We start from the raw sequence: 15423 nt of genomic DNA on the forward strand, positions 1-15423 counted from the left end.
TGCGGTATAGAAATTTCCTCCGGTTATCATAGTACATTATGTATTGGCCGAAAATAATACCGGAATCTTAAGATTAATATATTATAATTATATTGATTTTTGCATGGGGCAGATAATAATAATTGGATACATTTTAGATACAATTGTAGCTTTTTTCATTGGGGCATGGTTTTCCAGATTCTGGTTAAGGCATCCATTCCGGAGAAAACCGGCCACAGGGAAAGATTCCCTTGTTGGAAAAACTGGAGAAATCAAGTCAACGCTTAAAAATAATTTCTATGAAATTGCTGTGGATTCACAGCTATGGAGGGCTGTTCCGGACGATCCGGGTGAAACTTTTAAAAAGGGAGAAATTGCATATGTAAAGTCTGTGAGGGATCTTACACTGTACATTTCCAAAATTAAATAATTATATACCTTTTAACACTTTGTTTATTATGTATAATTATAATATTGGCGTGATTGGTGGGAGTTTTGCGGATAAAAAATATTGCAACATAGCATATGAAGTTGGAAAAAAACTTGCGGAAAATAATTGTGCTGTTTTCTGTGGTGGGAAAGAAGGTATAATGGAATGCGTGTCCCATGGAGTGCATGACAGTAATGGAATGGTTGTAGGCATTCTTCCCGGAGAAAACAGGATGGAAGGCAATAAGTATCTTTCACTGACTATCCCTACAGGAATAGGATACATGAGAAATTTCTTAATTATAAGGGCATCGGATGCAATAATAGCCATAGAAGGTTATTCCGGAACTACGTCTGAAGCCGCATTTGCAATAACAGAAGGAAAAACTGTGGTATCCATAGGAAACCTGCAAATAAAAACAAAGGATACTGATGGAAAATTGGTTCATGAGAATGATCCGGAAAAAGCCGTAGAAATAGCTATACAGGAAGCAAAAAATTTTGTTGAAAAATTTCACTGAGTTTTATTTTTCATTAAATGTACCTTTGTAAGGTGTGATATCATGAATATTACCAGGAAAATTCCTATTAAATACTCAACTAAGACATCACCCAGAAGGCCGAAACGTACACTGAACATCTTATACGGAGCAAGCAGGTAGTAGAGCAATATTATCCCTATTACAGCTATTATTACCAGTGTCAGTGCGGGTTTTAATGATCTCAGTTTTTTGAAATACAGAAGTGAGGGCAACACAATAAATATAATGCTTAATGGTAATGCAATCTCACTGAATTCATTCCATTTTACATGTGCAATGCTCTTAATCTGGACAGAAGCAATTATTATAAGTATAATTCCAACTATGACTATTCCAATTTCTATATATAATTTAACATGTTTATCTGACTTCTCAGGTGTGGTTTTGACCTGTTCCCTATTCTGTGTCCCTGTGTCCTTATCGCCGGGATTTACAGTATCGGGGGAATGATTTTCTTCCGGATTTGGTTCCGCGCTATTTTCTTCCGTCATTCAGTTAACATAAGTTTCCCGTTATTAAATTTTCCTATATTCGATAATAGCCGATGATAAAATAAATAAAGCCATGGCATATATGGAAAAATATGAAAGATGTGTATATTGTTTCAGCAAAACGTACACCTATAGGGAAATTTGGAAAATCCCTGGCAAAAATAAAGGCCACTGAACTCGGTGCGGCTGCTATTAAAGGTGTAATTCAGGATTCAGGCATAGACAAAGACCTTATTGAGGAGGTTATAATGGGAAACGTTATACAGGCTAATGTCGGGCAAAATCCGGCAGGCCAGGCAGCGTTTTCTGCCGGGCTCAAACCGGAAGTAACAAAAAATACAGTAAACGTTGTATGCGCCTCCGGGATGCTCGCAACAGAGAATGCTGCAAGGGAAATTATGCTGGAAGAGCATGATATTATTGTTTCAGGAGGGTTTGAAAATATGAGCAACTCCCCATTAATAATGCCTTCTGAATTCAGATGGGGGCCCAAACAGCTTTTATATAAGAATCTCAAAATAGAAGATTCAATGCTTGTTGATGGTCTTGTTGATGCCATGTACGGCGAACATATGGGTGTATCCGCAGAGCGTTCGGCAAAAAAATACGGAATAACAAGAGACCAGACAGATGGATTTTCAGTAGAAAGCCAGAACAGGGCTATCAGGGCCACAGAATCCGGGGAGTTTGCCAGGGAAATTGTTAAACTGGACAACCTTCAGAAAGACGAGGGCATGAGGAAAACATCAATGGAAGACCTTGCGAAACTAAACCCTGCCTTTGACAGGAATGGGATACTCACTGCAGGAAGTTCTTCACAGTTGTCTGATGGAGCTTCGGCTCTTATTCTTGCCTCGGAAAAGGCTTTGAATGAATACGGATTAAAACCAATAGCAAAAATCACAGGATTCAGCTCAGCTTCACTTGATACAAGGGATTTTGTAGAAGCTCCAATACCTGCAACCAGAAAGTTGCTTGAAAAACAGCACAAAAACATCGATTATTACGATCTTGTGGAACATAATGAGGCTTTTTCAGTAGCATCCATTATTGTAAGGGACCAGCTGGGAGTTGCCCAGGAGAGGTTTAATGTTAACGGCGGCGCCATTGCTATAGGTCATCCACTCGGAAACAGCGGTTCGAGAATAATTGTGACATTGATCAATGCATTACAGAGCAGGCATATGAAAACAGGGCTTGCAACAATTTGCCATGGCGGTGGAGGAGGACATACTCTTACACTCGAACTGATGTAGTTATATAATGCTTATTCTATAATTTTTTATTTCCTGCACATTGCCTAACTTTGATTAATTTTTATATGCACTTAATGCAAAACGTGGAGATATGGAGTATCATTTATTCTGGTCAATAACAGATTTTATTGCATTAATTATAATATAAAAGTCATCCAGATTAGTTTTGATAAAATCATATGCCATGCGGTCGTCTATTTTACTATATCTATGAACCACAATATTTCTAAAACCCTTTAAATCCCTCATTCTAATAGCTATATCCTCTGAAATAATATTTTTTGCCTTTAAATTATTTATTAGGTCAGAGTCGTCGGAGGGTATGCCTAGCTTAAAGTCAGAATTAAACATATAAAATATATCTATAAGATTTTCAATAGAGTATTCGATGCGTTTATAAATTCCATCTTTTATTATACCCAGCTCGTTAAACTTATCAAAAGTATCGGGCATATTTTCAGTAACTAAATCGAGGCTTTGCTCTATTTCATTTATTTTATTTTTAACTATATCCTTTCTCATATTATTTTCTCCAGTCCGATTGCGTCGTAATAACCTCTTCTAAAATCTTCAAATTCCTCAATTGTATTTCTTGCTATCTCGTAAATAGATTTATCTTTCATATACAATAATTTGCCATTCAATACGTCCTTTCTGATATACAAAGGCAAATCCTGAAAAATCTGCACATCAAATATATCATTTAAACTGGACAACATACTTAGCCTGAATTTCTGCCTTTCTTCAAGGGTGCCATTATAATATATGCATAAATCAATATCGGACCCGTTATGGAACGTATTATTTGAATATGACCCATAATTCATTATAAACACAACTTTATTATTTCCATAAAATAATATTTGTTTGACTGCGTCTGATATCATTTTATCAAAATTATACACATAACAGTATAAATTTATAATTAAAAGGTTTTTCCATTTTGCATCCCAAAAGTTCCCTCAACGGTTGCATTTTACTTTCTGCTAATATTTTTCAGCTGAAAGTTCTTAATATAGTTGTATAGAAATGTATCAATATATACTGAAAGCCAAAAACAATCCTGTACAAACTTAATAACAATATTTCTACAAAGGAATATTTATTAAAATGTTCCTCATATGAGTACTGTGTTTGAACCATGCACCGTTGCAAATTTCAAACTAAATAGTGATTAAAATGAAAGATGTTTATATAGCATATTATAAAAGAACTCCGTTCTCCAGAGCAAAGCCCGATAATCCATCAAAAGATGTATACAACGGGGTATCCATGGATGTCCTGCTTTCAAAGCTTATAAAAGATTCCCTGAGCACAGGAATAAATCCTGAAGACATAGGCGATGTAATTACAGGATGCGCTATTCAGGCAGGTGAAAACTGGACATATGGAGGCAGGCACCAGACACTTCTTTCTGAATTGCCGGTTAGTGTACCATCAATGGCAATTGACAGGGCCTGCTCATCTTCGCTAAATGCCACTGCAATAGGTGCAATGGAAATTCAGACAGGGAACTCTGACGTAGTCCTTGCCGGAGGAATGGAACACATGACACATGTGCCATTATATAATGATCCGTATGTAAAATATAATACGGAATTAATGGAAAAGCCGGAATACAGAAAATATGATATGGATGTTACATACCATGTTGGATTAACAGCAGAGAAACTTGCTGCCATTAATAATATTTCCAGGGAAGAAATGGATAAATTTTCATTTGAATCCCAGAAACTCACTGCACATGCAATAGAAGAAGGGTTCTATAATAATGAAATTCTTCCGGTTAAAGTAACGCATGATGGAAGTGCTAAAACAATCAATGCCGACCAGACCCCAAGGCCAGAGAGTACCCTGGAACAGATGAGCCAGTTAAAACCAGCATTTATAGAAAACGGAAGAGTGACGGCCGGGAATTCGCCGCCGCTGAGTTCCGGCGCTTCACTTCTCATGCTTATGTCTGGCGAAAAAATTAAAGAATATGGATTAAAGCCACTTGCAAGAGTAATAGACTATGCTGCTGCCGGAGTAGACCCGACCATAATGGGGCATGGGCCAGTACCTGCAACTAACAAACTGCTAAAGAAAAATAAACTTTCACCGGATAACATAGATTACTGGGAAATTAACGAGGCATTTGCAGTTGTTGCATTGAATGCTATCAAGCACCTTAATTTAGACAGAAACCGGGTAAATATACATGGAGGGTCTATAGCTATCGGGCATCCACTAGGTGCAACCGGTGCAAGAATAGCCGGAACACTTGCAAGGACACTTCAGGAAAAGAAAGGCAATCTTGGAGTTGCAACGTTATGTGTAGGTGGCGGACAGGGATACTCACTCTTAATAGAAAAAGTTTAAAATTATTATTTAGTTAAATAATTTGCATTATGTAGTTATTAAAGATACAATATATATATATATATATATGAGTTATATTTAATTATGAATAAATATAGAGATACAGGTCTTAATTATAGAATGTTGGCTATTGGGATTTCTATTGCTGCATTTGCTTCTATAGCAGTAATAGGAATGAGTGGTATAACGATGTATGGTAATAGTGCTATACTGGCATTGTATTTTACTGGGCACATATCTGAAAGTTCTGCTGCACTTTCTTTAACTGCATTGGGTTTTCCGGGAGGTTTTGCTATGACTTATCTATTAGGTACTGCTGGATATGAAGCGTTTCTTGCAGGTGGTACTATAGTCTTTATTCGATATACAGTTCTTAGTGTACTGGGCCCATGGGGCTATATGATATTATTGGCAATATTTGGAGCGGCAGCGTGAGATAGAATATGCCTAACAAATCGTACAATATATATTCTTATCTTTTATTTTATTTTCTAGTGTTTTATCTAGCTATATTATTCGTGGATTTTTTCCATAATTCAATATTTATATTCTCGTCTACATTATCACGATCAATTTTCATCGCTATCGTATTATATCTATGTTTTATCTCTATGAATTTTTATAAAACCGGTCACTTTAAACTTTATTACGGTTTATTAGAGTTATTTCCTTTAATGCCGATAATACTTTATTTTAAGGGGAAGTTTTTTTCTAATAATAAAGACAATGTAGGATTCTATTATGGATTCTCAATATTCTTATTTATTATATTTTTTTCAGTTATGTTCTTCACATCACTTATATTTCTTATTTATAAACCTCTATATCTTAGTTTAACTGAAACCAGCAACAATTATTTGATATTTTTAAAACCGGTCGGAAATATAAAAACGGTCTCATTCTTTATAATTATACACAACATGGCTTTCCTCTCACTAATATTTTTAGGTTCTCCCTTTCTATTTCTTCCAACTTTTGCAAATCTTTATTTTATGTCTATAATTACTATACCAGTAATAGTAGGTTCTATGCTTGATGGTTATTTTAACTATGTCCTACCAAATGGGATACTTGAAATCTCAGGAACTGTAATAGGAAGTGCTGCTTCGTTTATTTTGTTTATGTTTATAGTAGAGAGTGTAAAACTCAAGGATAATTTTACTGGTGCTAGAATGTATATGAAATTTATTGCATCTGGATTACTAATGTCGATTTTTAGCTTCATTTTTGCCTGGCCTATAGAAACAAAACTGATTTATATGAAACATGTCTCTATAGAGTGGCTAAAGGTCGCTTATTTTATTGATTTTTACATGCTTGCTGTAGATGCTATAATCATCTTTAAATTGCTAAAAAATCATTTTATATCGGCATTAGAATATTTCTCACTATATTTTTTTATTTCTTTATTTTTATTTGGATTCATCGTATTTGGATTTTTCACGATAGATATTATCAGTTTAGGTAGTATTTATATGATAGTTTATGGTGCATTTTCAATATATTTTTTGCTTAATTCAATTTTCACTAGTTTTCACCGTAAATTGAACTGGTTTAAAATTAATGGAAATGAATTTGCACTAATAGGAGTTCGCGGCATAAGTATGAATCCAGAATTTAAGGCAGGAGATTCGGTTATAATAAAGAGAATTAAAACATGGCATGAACTAAAAGTTGGTGATATTATAACTTACAAATCTTCAAATATTAACTCGCCTTTAAATGCTTCAGGGTATATAACGCATAGAATTCATGAGATTTCGGGCGATATAATAAGGACTAAAGGAGATAATAACAAAGTAGTAGATTACATGAAAATAAGATTAGATGATATAGTTGGCATCGCAGTGGCTAAAGTTGTTTACATTAACAGGAGAGCTACCGGCATAGAAATGATAGGCGATAATAGCAATAAAGAAGACCTGCCATTTTTTACTCCATTTAATATCAGGGCACGGAAAAGTAGTCTATATTTCAACATATACTTCATTGCTATATCGTTAATCCTAATTATGGTAATATTATAGGTATGATGTTGATGATTGTGTTTTATAATATTCTTCATAAAGAGCTTCCATAGCCACATATACAGGCACACATGGGTCGGAGCACAATAGTCCCAGGGTTATATGATAATGAAATACTTCTAAGTTGCAACATAAACTACTGGTATTCATACACATAAATAATGCAGGATTTCATAATCTCAATATGAAGATTCCTCATTATATTATAAAAAGTAATATGGATTTCTTAATATTTTATTTCAGCAATTATCTCTGTACTTAAAATTTATAATTTTTTCAGAATATCTAGATAATCTACTAAATCCTCGTAATCCCTTATCAGGTGAAGTATATCTATTCCAAGTGCTTCCATCATTGTCAAAGCAAGTGAAAGGTTTTCCTCGTTCTCCTCTGACAATTTCTGATTATTCAATTTATCATAAATCTCATTAAAGTTTTTTTCTGCAGTTTGCCTGAAATTATCCAGTTGTTCCGTTATATTATCTTCAAGTTTTTTCATATCTTCTGTGCTATCCATTCATAGGCATTGATAAAAAATATATAGTGTTTTGGTTATTGCATTACAGCACCTTTGGATGAAGATGCTACAAGTTTTGCATACTGGTTTAAAAGCCCTGTTTCGTATTTTATATCGGGTTTTTTCCACTCCTTCATCCTGCGGGTTATCTCGGCCTCATCCACAAGAAGGTTTATTTTTCTGTTGGGTGCGTCTATTTCTATCATATCACCGTCCTTAACAATAGCGATTAAACCCCCGTCCATGGCTTCAGGAGCTATATGGCCAACCATTATTCCCCTTGTGGCCCCGGAGAATCTGCCATCTGTTATCAGGGCAACACTATCACCGAGCCCTTCACCTATAAGTTCCGATGTTACAGAAAGCATTTCTCTCATTCCGGGGCCGCCTTTGGGGCCTTCATATCTTATTACAACAGTATCTCCTGCCTTTATTTTTTTATCTTTTATGCCTTTAAAGGTTTCTTCCTCGGAGTTAAATACCTTTGCCGGGCCTTTATGGTATTTTACCTTCGAAGCGGATGTCTTAAAAACTCCACCCTCTGTAGCCAGATTACCCTTGAGTATGCTTATGCCACCATCGGATTTGTATGGCTTATCAAAATCAGATATGACATCCCCGGTTGTGTAAATTTTTATATCCTTAAGATTTTCCTTTACTGTTTTTCCGGTAACGGTAAGCTGATCCCCATCTATCAGGCCATGGTCCATAAGCACTTTCATTAATACAGGAACCCCGCCGATATTATTAAGGTCTGCCATTACATATTCTCCTGATGGCTTCATGTTGACTATTTCCGGAACCTTTCTTGAAATTCTGTCAAAATCATCAAGATCCAGCTTTATTTTTGCTTCATGTGCTATTGCCAGGAGGTGTAGAACTGCATTGGTAGAACCGCCGGATGCCATCAGGACTGTTATTGCATTATAAAATGATTCCTCCGTCAATATGTCTCTTGGCTTCAATCCAGTTTCTATGAGTTGCATTACAGTCTCCCCTGTTTTATATGCAAATTTCTGCTTTGCACCATCAACCGCAGGTGGAGAAGCGCTGCCCGGCAATGCAAGGCCAAGCACTTCTGTCATCATGGCCATTGTATTTGCTGTATAAAGCCCGCCGCATGAACCTGCGGTTGGTATTGCGTTGTCTTCCATCAGCTTGAAATCCTGCAATGTCATTGTATTATTCATATATGCCCCAACGGCTTCAAAAAGGTCTCCAACAGCTATGCGCTTACCCTTATAATATCCAGGCAATGTTGTGCCTGAATACATAACTATGGATGGTATATTCATCCTTGCCATAGCCATCATCATTCCCGGAGATGTCTTATCACAGCCCGATAGTGCTGCGAACCCATCGTATCCATGGGCATTTACTGTAAGCTCCACAGTGTTGGCCGTAAGTTCACGGCTTACCAGTGAATACTTCATGCCTTCCGTTCCCATTGCAATTCCATCTATTACCACAGGTGTGGCGAATACTCTTGGAGTCCCTTCCCTGCTCCTTATTCCTTCCTTTGTATGGTTTGCAAGGGATAAAACATGTATATTGCAGGGGCCTGCTTCATTCCATGCGGCTGCTACGCCTACCATGTAATTTTTGAGATCATTGTCATTTAAGCCCATAGCCTTCATGTATGCCCTGTTTGGTGCCCTTTCCGGGCCACTGTATGTTAAATCAGAACGTTTCATTTTTAAATAAAAGCCAATATATTATTTAACATTTTTTAATAGATTTTTAAAAATTGGAATAAAGTATCAGTTCAAAAAGTAAGAAAAAAGAAAATACTAAATAGTATAAAGTATTTGAAGATATTACCTTAATTACAATATTGTTGCTATGCTAAATACGGCTGTCTATGACTAGCAGTGTGGCAATAACTTAAATTAAGGCATAGGTGAGAAATGTGAAAAGTGTGAGCAGGTTTATCTAACATCTGTGGCGGAGTTTTTAATCGCAGATTTTGTAATAGCTGGTTATTGAGTTTTAGAGTTTTAAAAGGGTGTTCCTGTTGATAGGTTCTAAGTTGCTTGTGGATTCCCTGAAAAGAGAGGGCACTAAAAGTATATTTGGAATACCGGGCCTGTACAACATGCCCATGTATGATTCCCTTATAGAAGATATAGAATCCGGAGAATTAAGGCATATACTGATGAGGCATGAGCAGGCTGCAGCACATGCAGCGGATGGATATGCAAGGGCTACCGGAAATGTTGGGGTATGTACGGCTACAGCAGGCCCGGGGGTCACAAATATAGTAACAGGGTTAATAACAGCATACCAGGATTCCTCTCCGGTGGTAGCTATCACAGGAGCGGTAAACCGGAATGCCATGGGGAAATTGTCTTTCCAGGAATCTGATACACTTGGCGTGTCATTCCCTGTGACAAAGTATGCCGTAGAGGTTAAAACTATCGAAGAAATACCTGTATGGGTACGGAATGCCTTCTATATTGCCTCAACCGGGCGGCCAGGGCCCGTGGTAGTTGATATTCCAAGAGATATCCAGATGGAAAATATAGAGAAAGTTGAGGAACCTGGCAAAGTCAATGTGCATTACAAACCCTTCGGTACCGTTATAAACATGGATACGGTCAGGGAAATGGCAACCAATCTCTTAAAGGCAGAAAAGCCGGTTATCCTTGTTGGCAATGGTGTTACATGGGCTAACGCAACAGAGGAGGTATTAAAGCTATCAGAATTCTTAGGATGCCCTGTTGTATCAACATTGCCCGGGAAATCCGCTGTTCCGGCTGATTATCCACTGTACGTGGGTGCTATGGGGTACTATGGCAGGGCTGAAGCCAGCATGGTCGCCCTGGAATCTGATCTTCTCCTGGCTGTAGGTGCGCGGTTCAGTGATAGGACGTTTACATCCTATGAGGAAATGAATGATACAAAGAAGCTCTTTATGGCAATAAACCTTGACCCGACGGATTTTACCAAGGGGATAAAACCTGATGTGTCAATGGCAGGGAATGCAAAGATTCTCGTAAATGAACTTCTGAAAGCTCTGTCAAAGATGTCACGTAATGGTACAAGATACGCATGGAACAGGAGGATAAATGAATTGAAGGAATACTATTCCCAGTTTTCGCACCCTCCTGATGACGGGCATATGAGGCCATGGAAGATATTGAAAACCCTTAGAGAGTCTCTTCCAAGGGATGCAATATTGACAACGGGAGTAGGGCAGCACCAGATGTGGGCGGAAACACACTGGGAAAATCTTGAGCCAAGGTCTTTCTTTTCTTCAACAGGAATGGGAACAATGGGGTTCGGGCTTCCCTGTGCAATTGGCGCCAAGGTTGGAAAACCTGAAAAAGTTGTGGTAGATTATGACGGTGATGGTTCTTTCATGATGACAGGAAATAATCTTGCAACTGCCGTTGATGAAAACATACCTGTAATAGCAGTGGTTAACGATAACAGAACACTGGGGCTGGTAAGGCAGGTTCAGGATATGTTCCAGAGCAAACGGATAGTAGGTGTGGATTATGGCAATTCACCCAATATACTTAAATATGCAGAGTCATTTGGAGCCGATGCCTTTGATGCAAACAATTACTCCGATATATCGGAATTTATAGGGAAAGCAATACGGGATAATGTCCCTGCTGTAATACGTGTGCCGGTGGATAAGGAAGAACTTGCACTTCCGACGCTTCCACCCGGTGGAAAATTAAGGGAGGTGATAGTGAGTGACCCAAGAAAAGGTAATAAAAATCCAGGCAGATTATAGAGATTCCGGATTGGTAGAAAGGATAGCTGCCAGTTTCAGGAGATTCTGGGTTGACATAAAATGGATGAATATGGAATGTGATTCTGGTGTGTGTACCATATACATGTCAATAAATGATGCACACAATCTTGGAAATCTGGATCTATCCATCGTGACGTTAAGCAAGATGGTTGATATTGACTTCGTTGAAGAACTGGAAGGATATGAATACAAAAAATTTGAAATGAATTATAAAAAATCAAAAAAATTTGAATGGGGTGTTATAAGTGAGTAAAGTACTGGGAAAAGTTTATACGGAAAATGATGCAGATTTGAAATATGTAAAGGAGAAAAATATAGCAGTGCTGGGCTATGGGAGCCAGGGGAGAGCATGGGTATTGAACCTTCTGGATTCCGGGCTGAATGTAAAGCTCGGTCTTGAAAGGGAAGGAAATTCCTGGAAGAAAGCACAGGAAGACGGCGTGAAGCCTATGAAAACAGAAGAAGCTTTGAAAGGCGCTGATATAGTTATCTTCCTTGTCCCTGACATGGTTCAGAGAAAGATATACTCTGAAAAGGTAAAACCTGTACTTAAGCCCGGGATGGATCTGGTCTTTGCCCATGGGTTTAACATACACTACAAGCTAATACAGCCACCTGAAAACGTTGATGTTTACATGGCAGCACCCAAGGCACCGGGCCCTTCTGTGAGGGAATTCTTTGTTAAGGGCGGCGGCGTTCCTGTTCTTGTTGGCGTAAATCAGGATTACTCGGGGCAGGCGCTGCAAAAAGCTCTTGCAATTGCTAAAGGATTAGGGGCCACAAAGGCAGGTGTCCTTGAAACAACTTTTAAGGAAGAAACTGAAACTGATCTTATGGGGGAGCAGCTGGACCTGGTCGGAGGGCTGACTGCAATGCTGCGTGCTACCTTCCACACAATAGTAGACCTTGGATACCGCCCGGAAATGGCATATTTCGAAGCTATAAACGAAATGAAATTAATTACAGACCAGATATACGAGAAAGGATTATCAGGAATGCTGCGGGCTGTTTCAGATACTGCAAAGTATGGTGGGCTTACTGTAGGCACATATGTAATTAATGATGATGTCAAGAAAAGAATGAAGGAAAAAGCAGAGAGGATAAAAAGCGGGAAATTTGCCGATGAATGGATAGAGGAGTATGATGAGGGTTCTAAAAACCTTGCTTCCCTGATGGATGACCTTGACAATTCACTGGAGGAGCAGGTTGGAAGGGAACTGAGAGAAATTGTATTGAGGGGGCAGCCGAAAAAATAATTTTATTTTTTTATATTATAAACAGAAGGAGCAGTATTGCCATTCCTATTATTATGGCGGTAAATACAAAAAGTTCTGTCGTCCTTGAATAATATTTATTATTATCTATATCTTTTTCAGTGGAATAATATTCATAGAAGCCATATCCAATAGTTATAATACCGACAATTATCATAACTTCCCCGGCGATTAATGAGGTGCTGAAGGATGAAGTTGGCTTGTTCTCAAGGGCATGCAGGAATATAACAAATTTTGCTATTACAAATCCGAAACCCATTAATGAGATACCTGTCCTCATCCATGCTAGAAATGTCCTTTTGTTGGCAAAATGATCTGTATCGGATGACATTCTGATTACATAACATTGAATGATATAACATTTATTATAAATTTTTTAATGAATCCTGTTCACTATCATTGCTGGGGAAAAGCCCTTCAGAGAGATTTGCTTCCTTTAAATAATCAAACAGGTTATAGTATACCTTCCTTTTTTTGCCTAACATATTGAATGTTTTAAAATTAAAGCAGAGTGAACATGCTGTAATACTGGATTCAAGAAAATAGCATTTTCCTGCCCTGTTAAAAACACATTCCTGTTCTATGCTTCCATCTGCCATGTATCATTATAATTGTACAGGGTTATTAAATATTTTCTAAACAGATACCCGCTTGCCTGAGGATGTAAGTTTTGTCCTTCCGAATTCGTCCATTGATTTCAATTTCTCAATGGAAAATACAGGGCCGTCACGGCATACCTGGAATCCATTTATGGAACAGGAATCACACAGCCCTATGCCGCATTTCATTGACCTCTCCAGGGAAAACTGGCAATTCACTTTCATGCCCTTAAGGTAATTTAACACCGAAAACATCATAATCTCAGGACCACAGACATAGATCATATCAAAACTTTCAATATCAAGTTCATCCATTGCTGTTGCTACAAAGCCTTTCTTCCCCATAGACCCGTCATCTGTAACAATATGCAGCTTTTCCTTTTTAAATTTAGAACGGAAAAGTATGTCAGTTTTAGTTTTACCGGAAATTATTCCAGTTGTATTTTCATCAATCAATGGTATCAGGGATGCAATTCCGCTTCCAGCACCTATCAGGAGTTTTTTCCCTGGAACTGCATCATAGCCATTGCCATAAATCCCATCATAAAATAATTTCTCACCAGGTTTCAATCCCGCGAGATATGCAGAAGCTTCTCCGTATATCTTTACAGTAATGCTCTTTATCTGTGAAACAGATGAAAAAGATAATGGTATATAGTTAATGCGGGGAGCCCATGCCATGATAAATTGCCCGGGCTTTATTTTTATATCATCCTCAAAAGTCAGGGTGTTTACATCCCGTGATTCCATTATGTTCTCTTTGATTGTAAAATATTTCATTCTATGGCCACCCCCACAAGTTCCTCAATATTATCTATTGAATTTGCCTCCATGTATGATTCCAGTTCCTTTGTTAAATTTGCAAATATTCCAATTCCTGCCTGTGAAATTGCTGACCCTATCTGCACCGCCGATGCACCTGCCATAATATATTCCAGTGCATCCTCAAAATTATTAATGCCTCCCACACCTATAATAGTTTTTCCTGTTTCCTTTTTAACTTCATATACGTATCTGATGCCTACAGGTTTTATGGATTTCCCACTGAGACCACCATATATATTGCTCAGCACAGCTTTTCCTGTATTTATATCAATTTTCATTGCCTTTATAGTATTTATAAGTACATACCCATCAGCCTTTCCGGCAGCAATTGCCTGTCCAAGCATATCAGAGGTATTCGGTGATAGTTTTGCATATACAGGTATATTAATCCTGGATTTCACCGCGGACACTATTGCAGAAACAAGTTCCGGGTCTGAGCCGATTTCTGTGCCATATCCTTTTACATGGGGGCATGAAAGGTTAAGCTCAACTGCAGATGCGCCATATGCCTGCATTTTTTCTGCCAACATTGCAAATTCTTCTGGAGTTTGCCCGAATATGCTTCCTATTACAGGTTTGCCGGAAGATGTTGCTATTTTTATTTCCTGCCCGTAATTTTCTATGCCCGGATTTGAAAGCCCGATTGCATTTATTACAGAGCGGCCATCGCTGTAAATTACAGGAGGGTCAAAACCTTTTCTTTCTTCAGAGCCTATGGATTTGGTAACGGCGGCCCCGGCACCATTTTCTAGAATTCTTTTTATAGTGTAGCCATTTGCGTCAAGTATTCCCGAAGCAAGGATAAATGGATTAGCGGCACCTATGCCTATATCTGGCTTTAATTTCATATATATTCAGTATTTATTCTTTATATCTAAATTATTCTAATCCATCAAATCTGGGGGAAAATTCTGTAGCTGGACTGAGTTTTTAATTGGAAATCCCCTGGCATTATAGGCGAGCGTGTATGGCAGCATTATTTCCTTATCCGTGAGGTACATATTCCCGCCTTTTTCTGCAAAATAAATACATGTGTCTATATACCGGTATTTCATGGCAATATTCTGGGTAAATTCCAGATACCTGGCTATGCGCTTAAATGTAAGGTTGTTGTTTACAACAACCACAGAAGCGCCATTTATTATTGTGTCCATGAGATCACTTTCTGTTTCCGGGTAATTCATTACTGTCAGTTCGAAAAATTTTGCAAGTTCCTCATAGAGTTTTAGATTTAAGTACCTGTTTTTCAATGCATCGTAATCTATCACAAATATTGAATCAACCTTTAACTGCAAAATCTGGTATATGTTTTCATAATTTGCTACCTTTCTGTCCTTAATTGTTACGCAGTACACGC

General features: G+C 37.8%; 19 protein-coding genes. 9 read left to right on the forward strand and 10 right to left on the reverse strand.

Annotation, left to right across the window (positions count from 1 at the left end):
• Window positions 1-103 precede the first annotated feature (103 nt).
• Together FACI_RS01585 and FACI_RS01590 are read left to right on the forward strand one after the other, a co-directional pair.
• Window positions 104-409, forward strand: coding sequence for an NfeD family protein (locus FACI_RS01585; protein WP_009886342.1), 306 nt, complete (start codon window positions 104-106; stop codon window positions 407-409).
• Between the two features lie 28 nt (window positions 410-437).
• Window positions 438-929: a TIGR00725 family protein gene (locus FACI_RS01590; RefSeq protein ID WP_009886343.1), complete on the forward strand. Its 492-nt coding sequence runs from the start codon at window positions 438-440 to the stop codon at window positions 927-929.
• Here FACI_RS01590 and FACI_RS01595 read toward each other — a convergent pair.
• Window positions 923-1441, reverse strand: coding sequence for a hypothetical protein (locus FACI_RS01595; protein WP_009886344.1), 519 nt, complete (start codon window positions 1439-1441; stop codon window positions 923-925). The two genes, FACI_RS01590 and FACI_RS01595, sit on opposite strands and share 7 nt — an antisense overlap.
• Before the next feature lie 92 nt (window positions 1442-1533).
• Between FACI_RS01595 and FACI_RS01600 the strand changes: the two genes are divergently transcribed.
• Window positions 1534-2697 (forward strand): acetyl-CoA C-acetyltransferase, encoded by a 1164-nt coding sequence (locus tag FACI_RS01600; protein WP_009886345.1) that lies wholly within the window; start codon window positions 1534-1536, stop codon window positions 2695-2697.
• A 99-nt stretch (window positions 2698-2796) separates the two neighbouring features.
• On the opposite strand, the gene hepT is transcribed toward FACI_RS01600, so the two are convergent.
• On the reverse strand, window positions 2797-3219 hold the full coding sequence (hepT, locus tag FACI_RS01605) for a type VII toxin-antitoxin system HepT family RNase toxin (RefSeq protein ID WP_009886346.1): 423 nt from the start codon (window positions 3217-3219) through the stop codon (window positions 2797-2799).
• A complete protein-coding gene (locus FACI_RS01610; protein WP_009886347.1) occupies window positions 3216-3584 on the reverse strand; it encodes a nucleotidyltransferase domain-containing protein in 369 nt (122 codons plus the stop codon). The genes hepT and FACI_RS01610 overlap by 4 nt, the downstream gene beginning before the upstream one ends.
• Before the next feature lie 292 nt (window positions 3585-3876).
• Between FACI_RS01610 and FACI_RS01615 the strand changes: the two genes are divergently transcribed.
• The 3 genes from FACI_RS01615 to FACI_RS09725 all read left to right on the forward strand — a co-directional run bounded on the left by FACI_RS01615 (window position 3877) and on the right by FACI_RS09725 (window position 7085).
• Window positions 3877-5058, forward strand: a complete 1182-nt coding sequence (locus FACI_RS01615) for an acetyl-CoA C-acetyltransferase (protein ID WP_009886348.1) — start codon at window positions 3877-3879, stop codon at window positions 5056-5058.
• Between the two features lie 84 nt (window positions 5059-5142).
• A complete protein-coding gene (locus tag FACI_RS01620) occupies window positions 5143-5493 on the forward strand; it encodes a hypothetical protein (protein WP_009886349.1) in 351 nt (116 codons plus the stop codon).
• 557 nt (window positions 5494-6050) lie between these two features.
• Window positions 6051-7085, forward strand: a complete 1035-nt coding sequence (locus tag FACI_RS09725; protein WP_187288956.1) for a signal peptidase I — start codon at window positions 6051-6053, stop codon at window positions 7083-7085.
• A gap of 265 nt (window positions 7086-7350) precedes the next feature.
• On the opposite strand, the gene FACI_RS01630 is transcribed toward FACI_RS09725, so the two are convergent.
• Together FACI_RS01630 and ilvD are read right to left on the reverse strand one after the other, a co-directional pair.
• Window positions 7351-7602, reverse strand: coding sequence for a hypothetical protein (locus FACI_RS01630; protein WP_009886351.1), 252 nt, complete (start codon window positions 7600-7602; stop codon window positions 7351-7353).
• A gap of 35 nt (window positions 7603-7637) precedes the next feature.
• Window positions 7638-9296: a dihydroxy-acid dehydratase gene (gene ilvD / locus FACI_RS01635; RefSeq protein WP_009886352.1), complete on the reverse strand. Its 1659-nt coding sequence runs from the start codon at window positions 9294-9296 to the stop codon at window positions 7638-7640.
• A gap of 317 nt (window positions 9297-9613) precedes the next feature.
• Between ilvD and FACI_RS01640 the strand changes: the two genes are divergently transcribed.
• The 3 genes from FACI_RS01640 to ilvC are packed head-to-tail and all read left to right on the forward strand — an operon-like array spanning window position 9614 to window position 12624.
• A complete protein-coding gene (locus FACI_RS01640) occupies window positions 9614-11347 on the forward strand; it encodes an acetolactate synthase large subunit (protein WP_048074123.1) in 1734 nt (577 codons plus the stop codon).
• Window positions 11307-11621 (forward strand): ACT domain-containing protein, encoded by a 315-nt coding sequence (locus FACI_RS01645; protein WP_009886354.1) that lies wholly within the window; start codon window positions 11307-11309, stop codon window positions 11619-11621. Before FACI_RS01640 ends, FACI_RS01645 begins: the two co-directional genes overlap by 41 nt.
• Before the next feature lie 4 nt (window positions 11622-11625).
• Entirely contained in the window at window positions 11626-12624 is a 999-nt protein-coding gene (gene ilvC / locus FACI_RS01650; protein ID WP_048074125.1) for a ketol-acid reductoisomerase, read from the forward strand.
• A gap of 10 nt (window positions 12625-12634) precedes the next feature.
• Here the strand turns inward: ilvC and FACI_RS01655 are convergent, their stop codons facing one another.
• The 5 genes from FACI_RS01655 to FACI_RS01675 are packed head-to-tail and all read right to left on the reverse strand — an operon-like array spanning window position 12635 to window position 15421.
• Entirely contained in the window at window positions 12635-12973 is a 339-nt protein-coding gene (locus FACI_RS01655; protein WP_009886356.1) for a YidH family protein, read from the reverse strand.
• Window positions 12974-13007: 34 nt separating this feature from the next.
• Window positions 13008-13241, reverse strand: coding sequence for a hypothetical protein (locus FACI_RS01660; protein WP_009886357.1), 234 nt, complete (start codon window positions 13239-13241; stop codon window positions 13008-13010).
• A gap of 36 nt (window positions 13242-13277) precedes the next feature.
• A complete protein-coding gene (locus tag FACI_RS01665; protein WP_009886358.1) occupies window positions 13278-14021 on the reverse strand; it encodes a dihydroorotate dehydrogenase electron transfer subunit in 744 nt (247 codons plus the stop codon).
• On the reverse strand, window positions 14018-14914 hold the full coding sequence (locus tag FACI_RS01670; protein ID WP_009886359.1) for a dihydroorotate dehydrogenase: 897 nt from the start codon (window positions 14912-14914) through the stop codon (window positions 14018-14020). Before FACI_RS01670 ends, FACI_RS01665 begins: the two co-directional genes overlap by 4 nt.
• Before the next feature lie 36 nt (window positions 14915-14950).
• Window positions 14951-15421 (reverse strand): hypothetical protein, encoded by a 471-nt coding sequence (locus tag FACI_RS01675; protein ID WP_009886360.1) that lies wholly within the window; start codon window positions 15419-15421, stop codon window positions 14951-14953.
• Window positions 15422-15423 lie beyond the last annotated feature (2 nt).

Origin of the sequence: Ferroplasma acidarmanus Fer1, assembly GCF_000152265.2 — an archaeon.
GTDB lineage: Archaea > Thermoplasmatota > Thermoplasmata > Thermoplasmatales > Thermoplasmataceae > Ferroplasma > Ferroplasma acidiphilum.

Bases quoted from the DNA above. Each gene is read 5' to 3' on its own strand.
- FACI_RS01630 (WP_009886351.1), bottom strand. From the start codon at position 7,602: ATGGATAGCACAGAAGATATGAAAAAACTTGAAGATAATATAACGGAA.
- FACI_RS01615 (WP_009886348.1), top strand. From the start codon at position 3,877: ATGAAAGATGTTTATATAGCATATTATAAAAGAACTCCGTTCTCCAGA.
- FACI_RS01595 (WP_009886344.1), bottom strand. From the start codon at position 1,441: ATGACGGAAGAAAATAGCGCGGAACCAAATCCGGAAGAAAATCATTCC.
- FACI_RS01655 (WP_009886356.1), bottom strand. From the start codon at position 12,973: ATGTCATCCGATACAGATCATTTTGCCAACAAAAGGACATTTCTAGCA.
- FACI_RS01610 (WP_009886347.1), bottom strand. From the start codon at position 3,584: ATGATATCAGACGCAGTCAAACAAATATTATTTTATGGAAATAATAAA.
- FACI_RS01665 (WP_009886358.1), bottom strand. From the start codon at position 14,021: ATGAAATATTTTACAATCAAAGAGAACATAATGGAATCACGGGATGTA.
- FACI_RS09725 (WP_187288956.1), top strand. From the start codon at position 6,051: ATGTCTATAATTACTATACCAGTAATAGTAGGTTCTATGCTTGATGGT.
- FACI_RS01660 (WP_009886357.1), bottom strand. From the start codon at position 13,241: ATGGCAGATGGAAGCATAGAACAGGAATGTGTTTTTAACAGGGCAGGA.
- FACI_RS01585 (WP_009886342.1), top strand. From the start codon at position 104: ATGGGGCAGATAATAATAATTGGATACATTTTAGATACAATTGTAGCT.
- FACI_RS01590 (WP_009886343.1), top strand. From the start codon at position 438: ATGTATAATTATAATATTGGCGTGATTGGTGGGAGTTTTGCGGATAAA.
- hepT (WP_009886346.1), bottom strand. From the start codon at position 3,219: ATGAGAAAGGATATAGTTAAAAATAAAATAAATGAAATAGAGCAAAGC.
- ilvD (WP_009886352.1), bottom strand. From the start codon at position 9,296: ATGAAACGTTCTGATTTAACATACAGTGGCCCGGAAAGGGCACCAAAC.
- FACI_RS01620 (WP_009886349.1), top strand. From the start codon at position 5,143: ATGAATAAATATAGAGATACAGGTCTTAATTATAGAATGTTGGCTATT.
- FACI_RS01600 (WP_009886345.1), top strand. From the start codon at position 1,534: ATGAAAGATGTGTATATTGTTTCAGCAAAACGTACACCTATAGGGAAA.
- FACI_RS01670 (WP_009886359.1), bottom strand. From the start codon at position 14,914: ATGAAATTAAAGCCAGATATAGGCATAGGTGCCGCTAATCCATTTATC.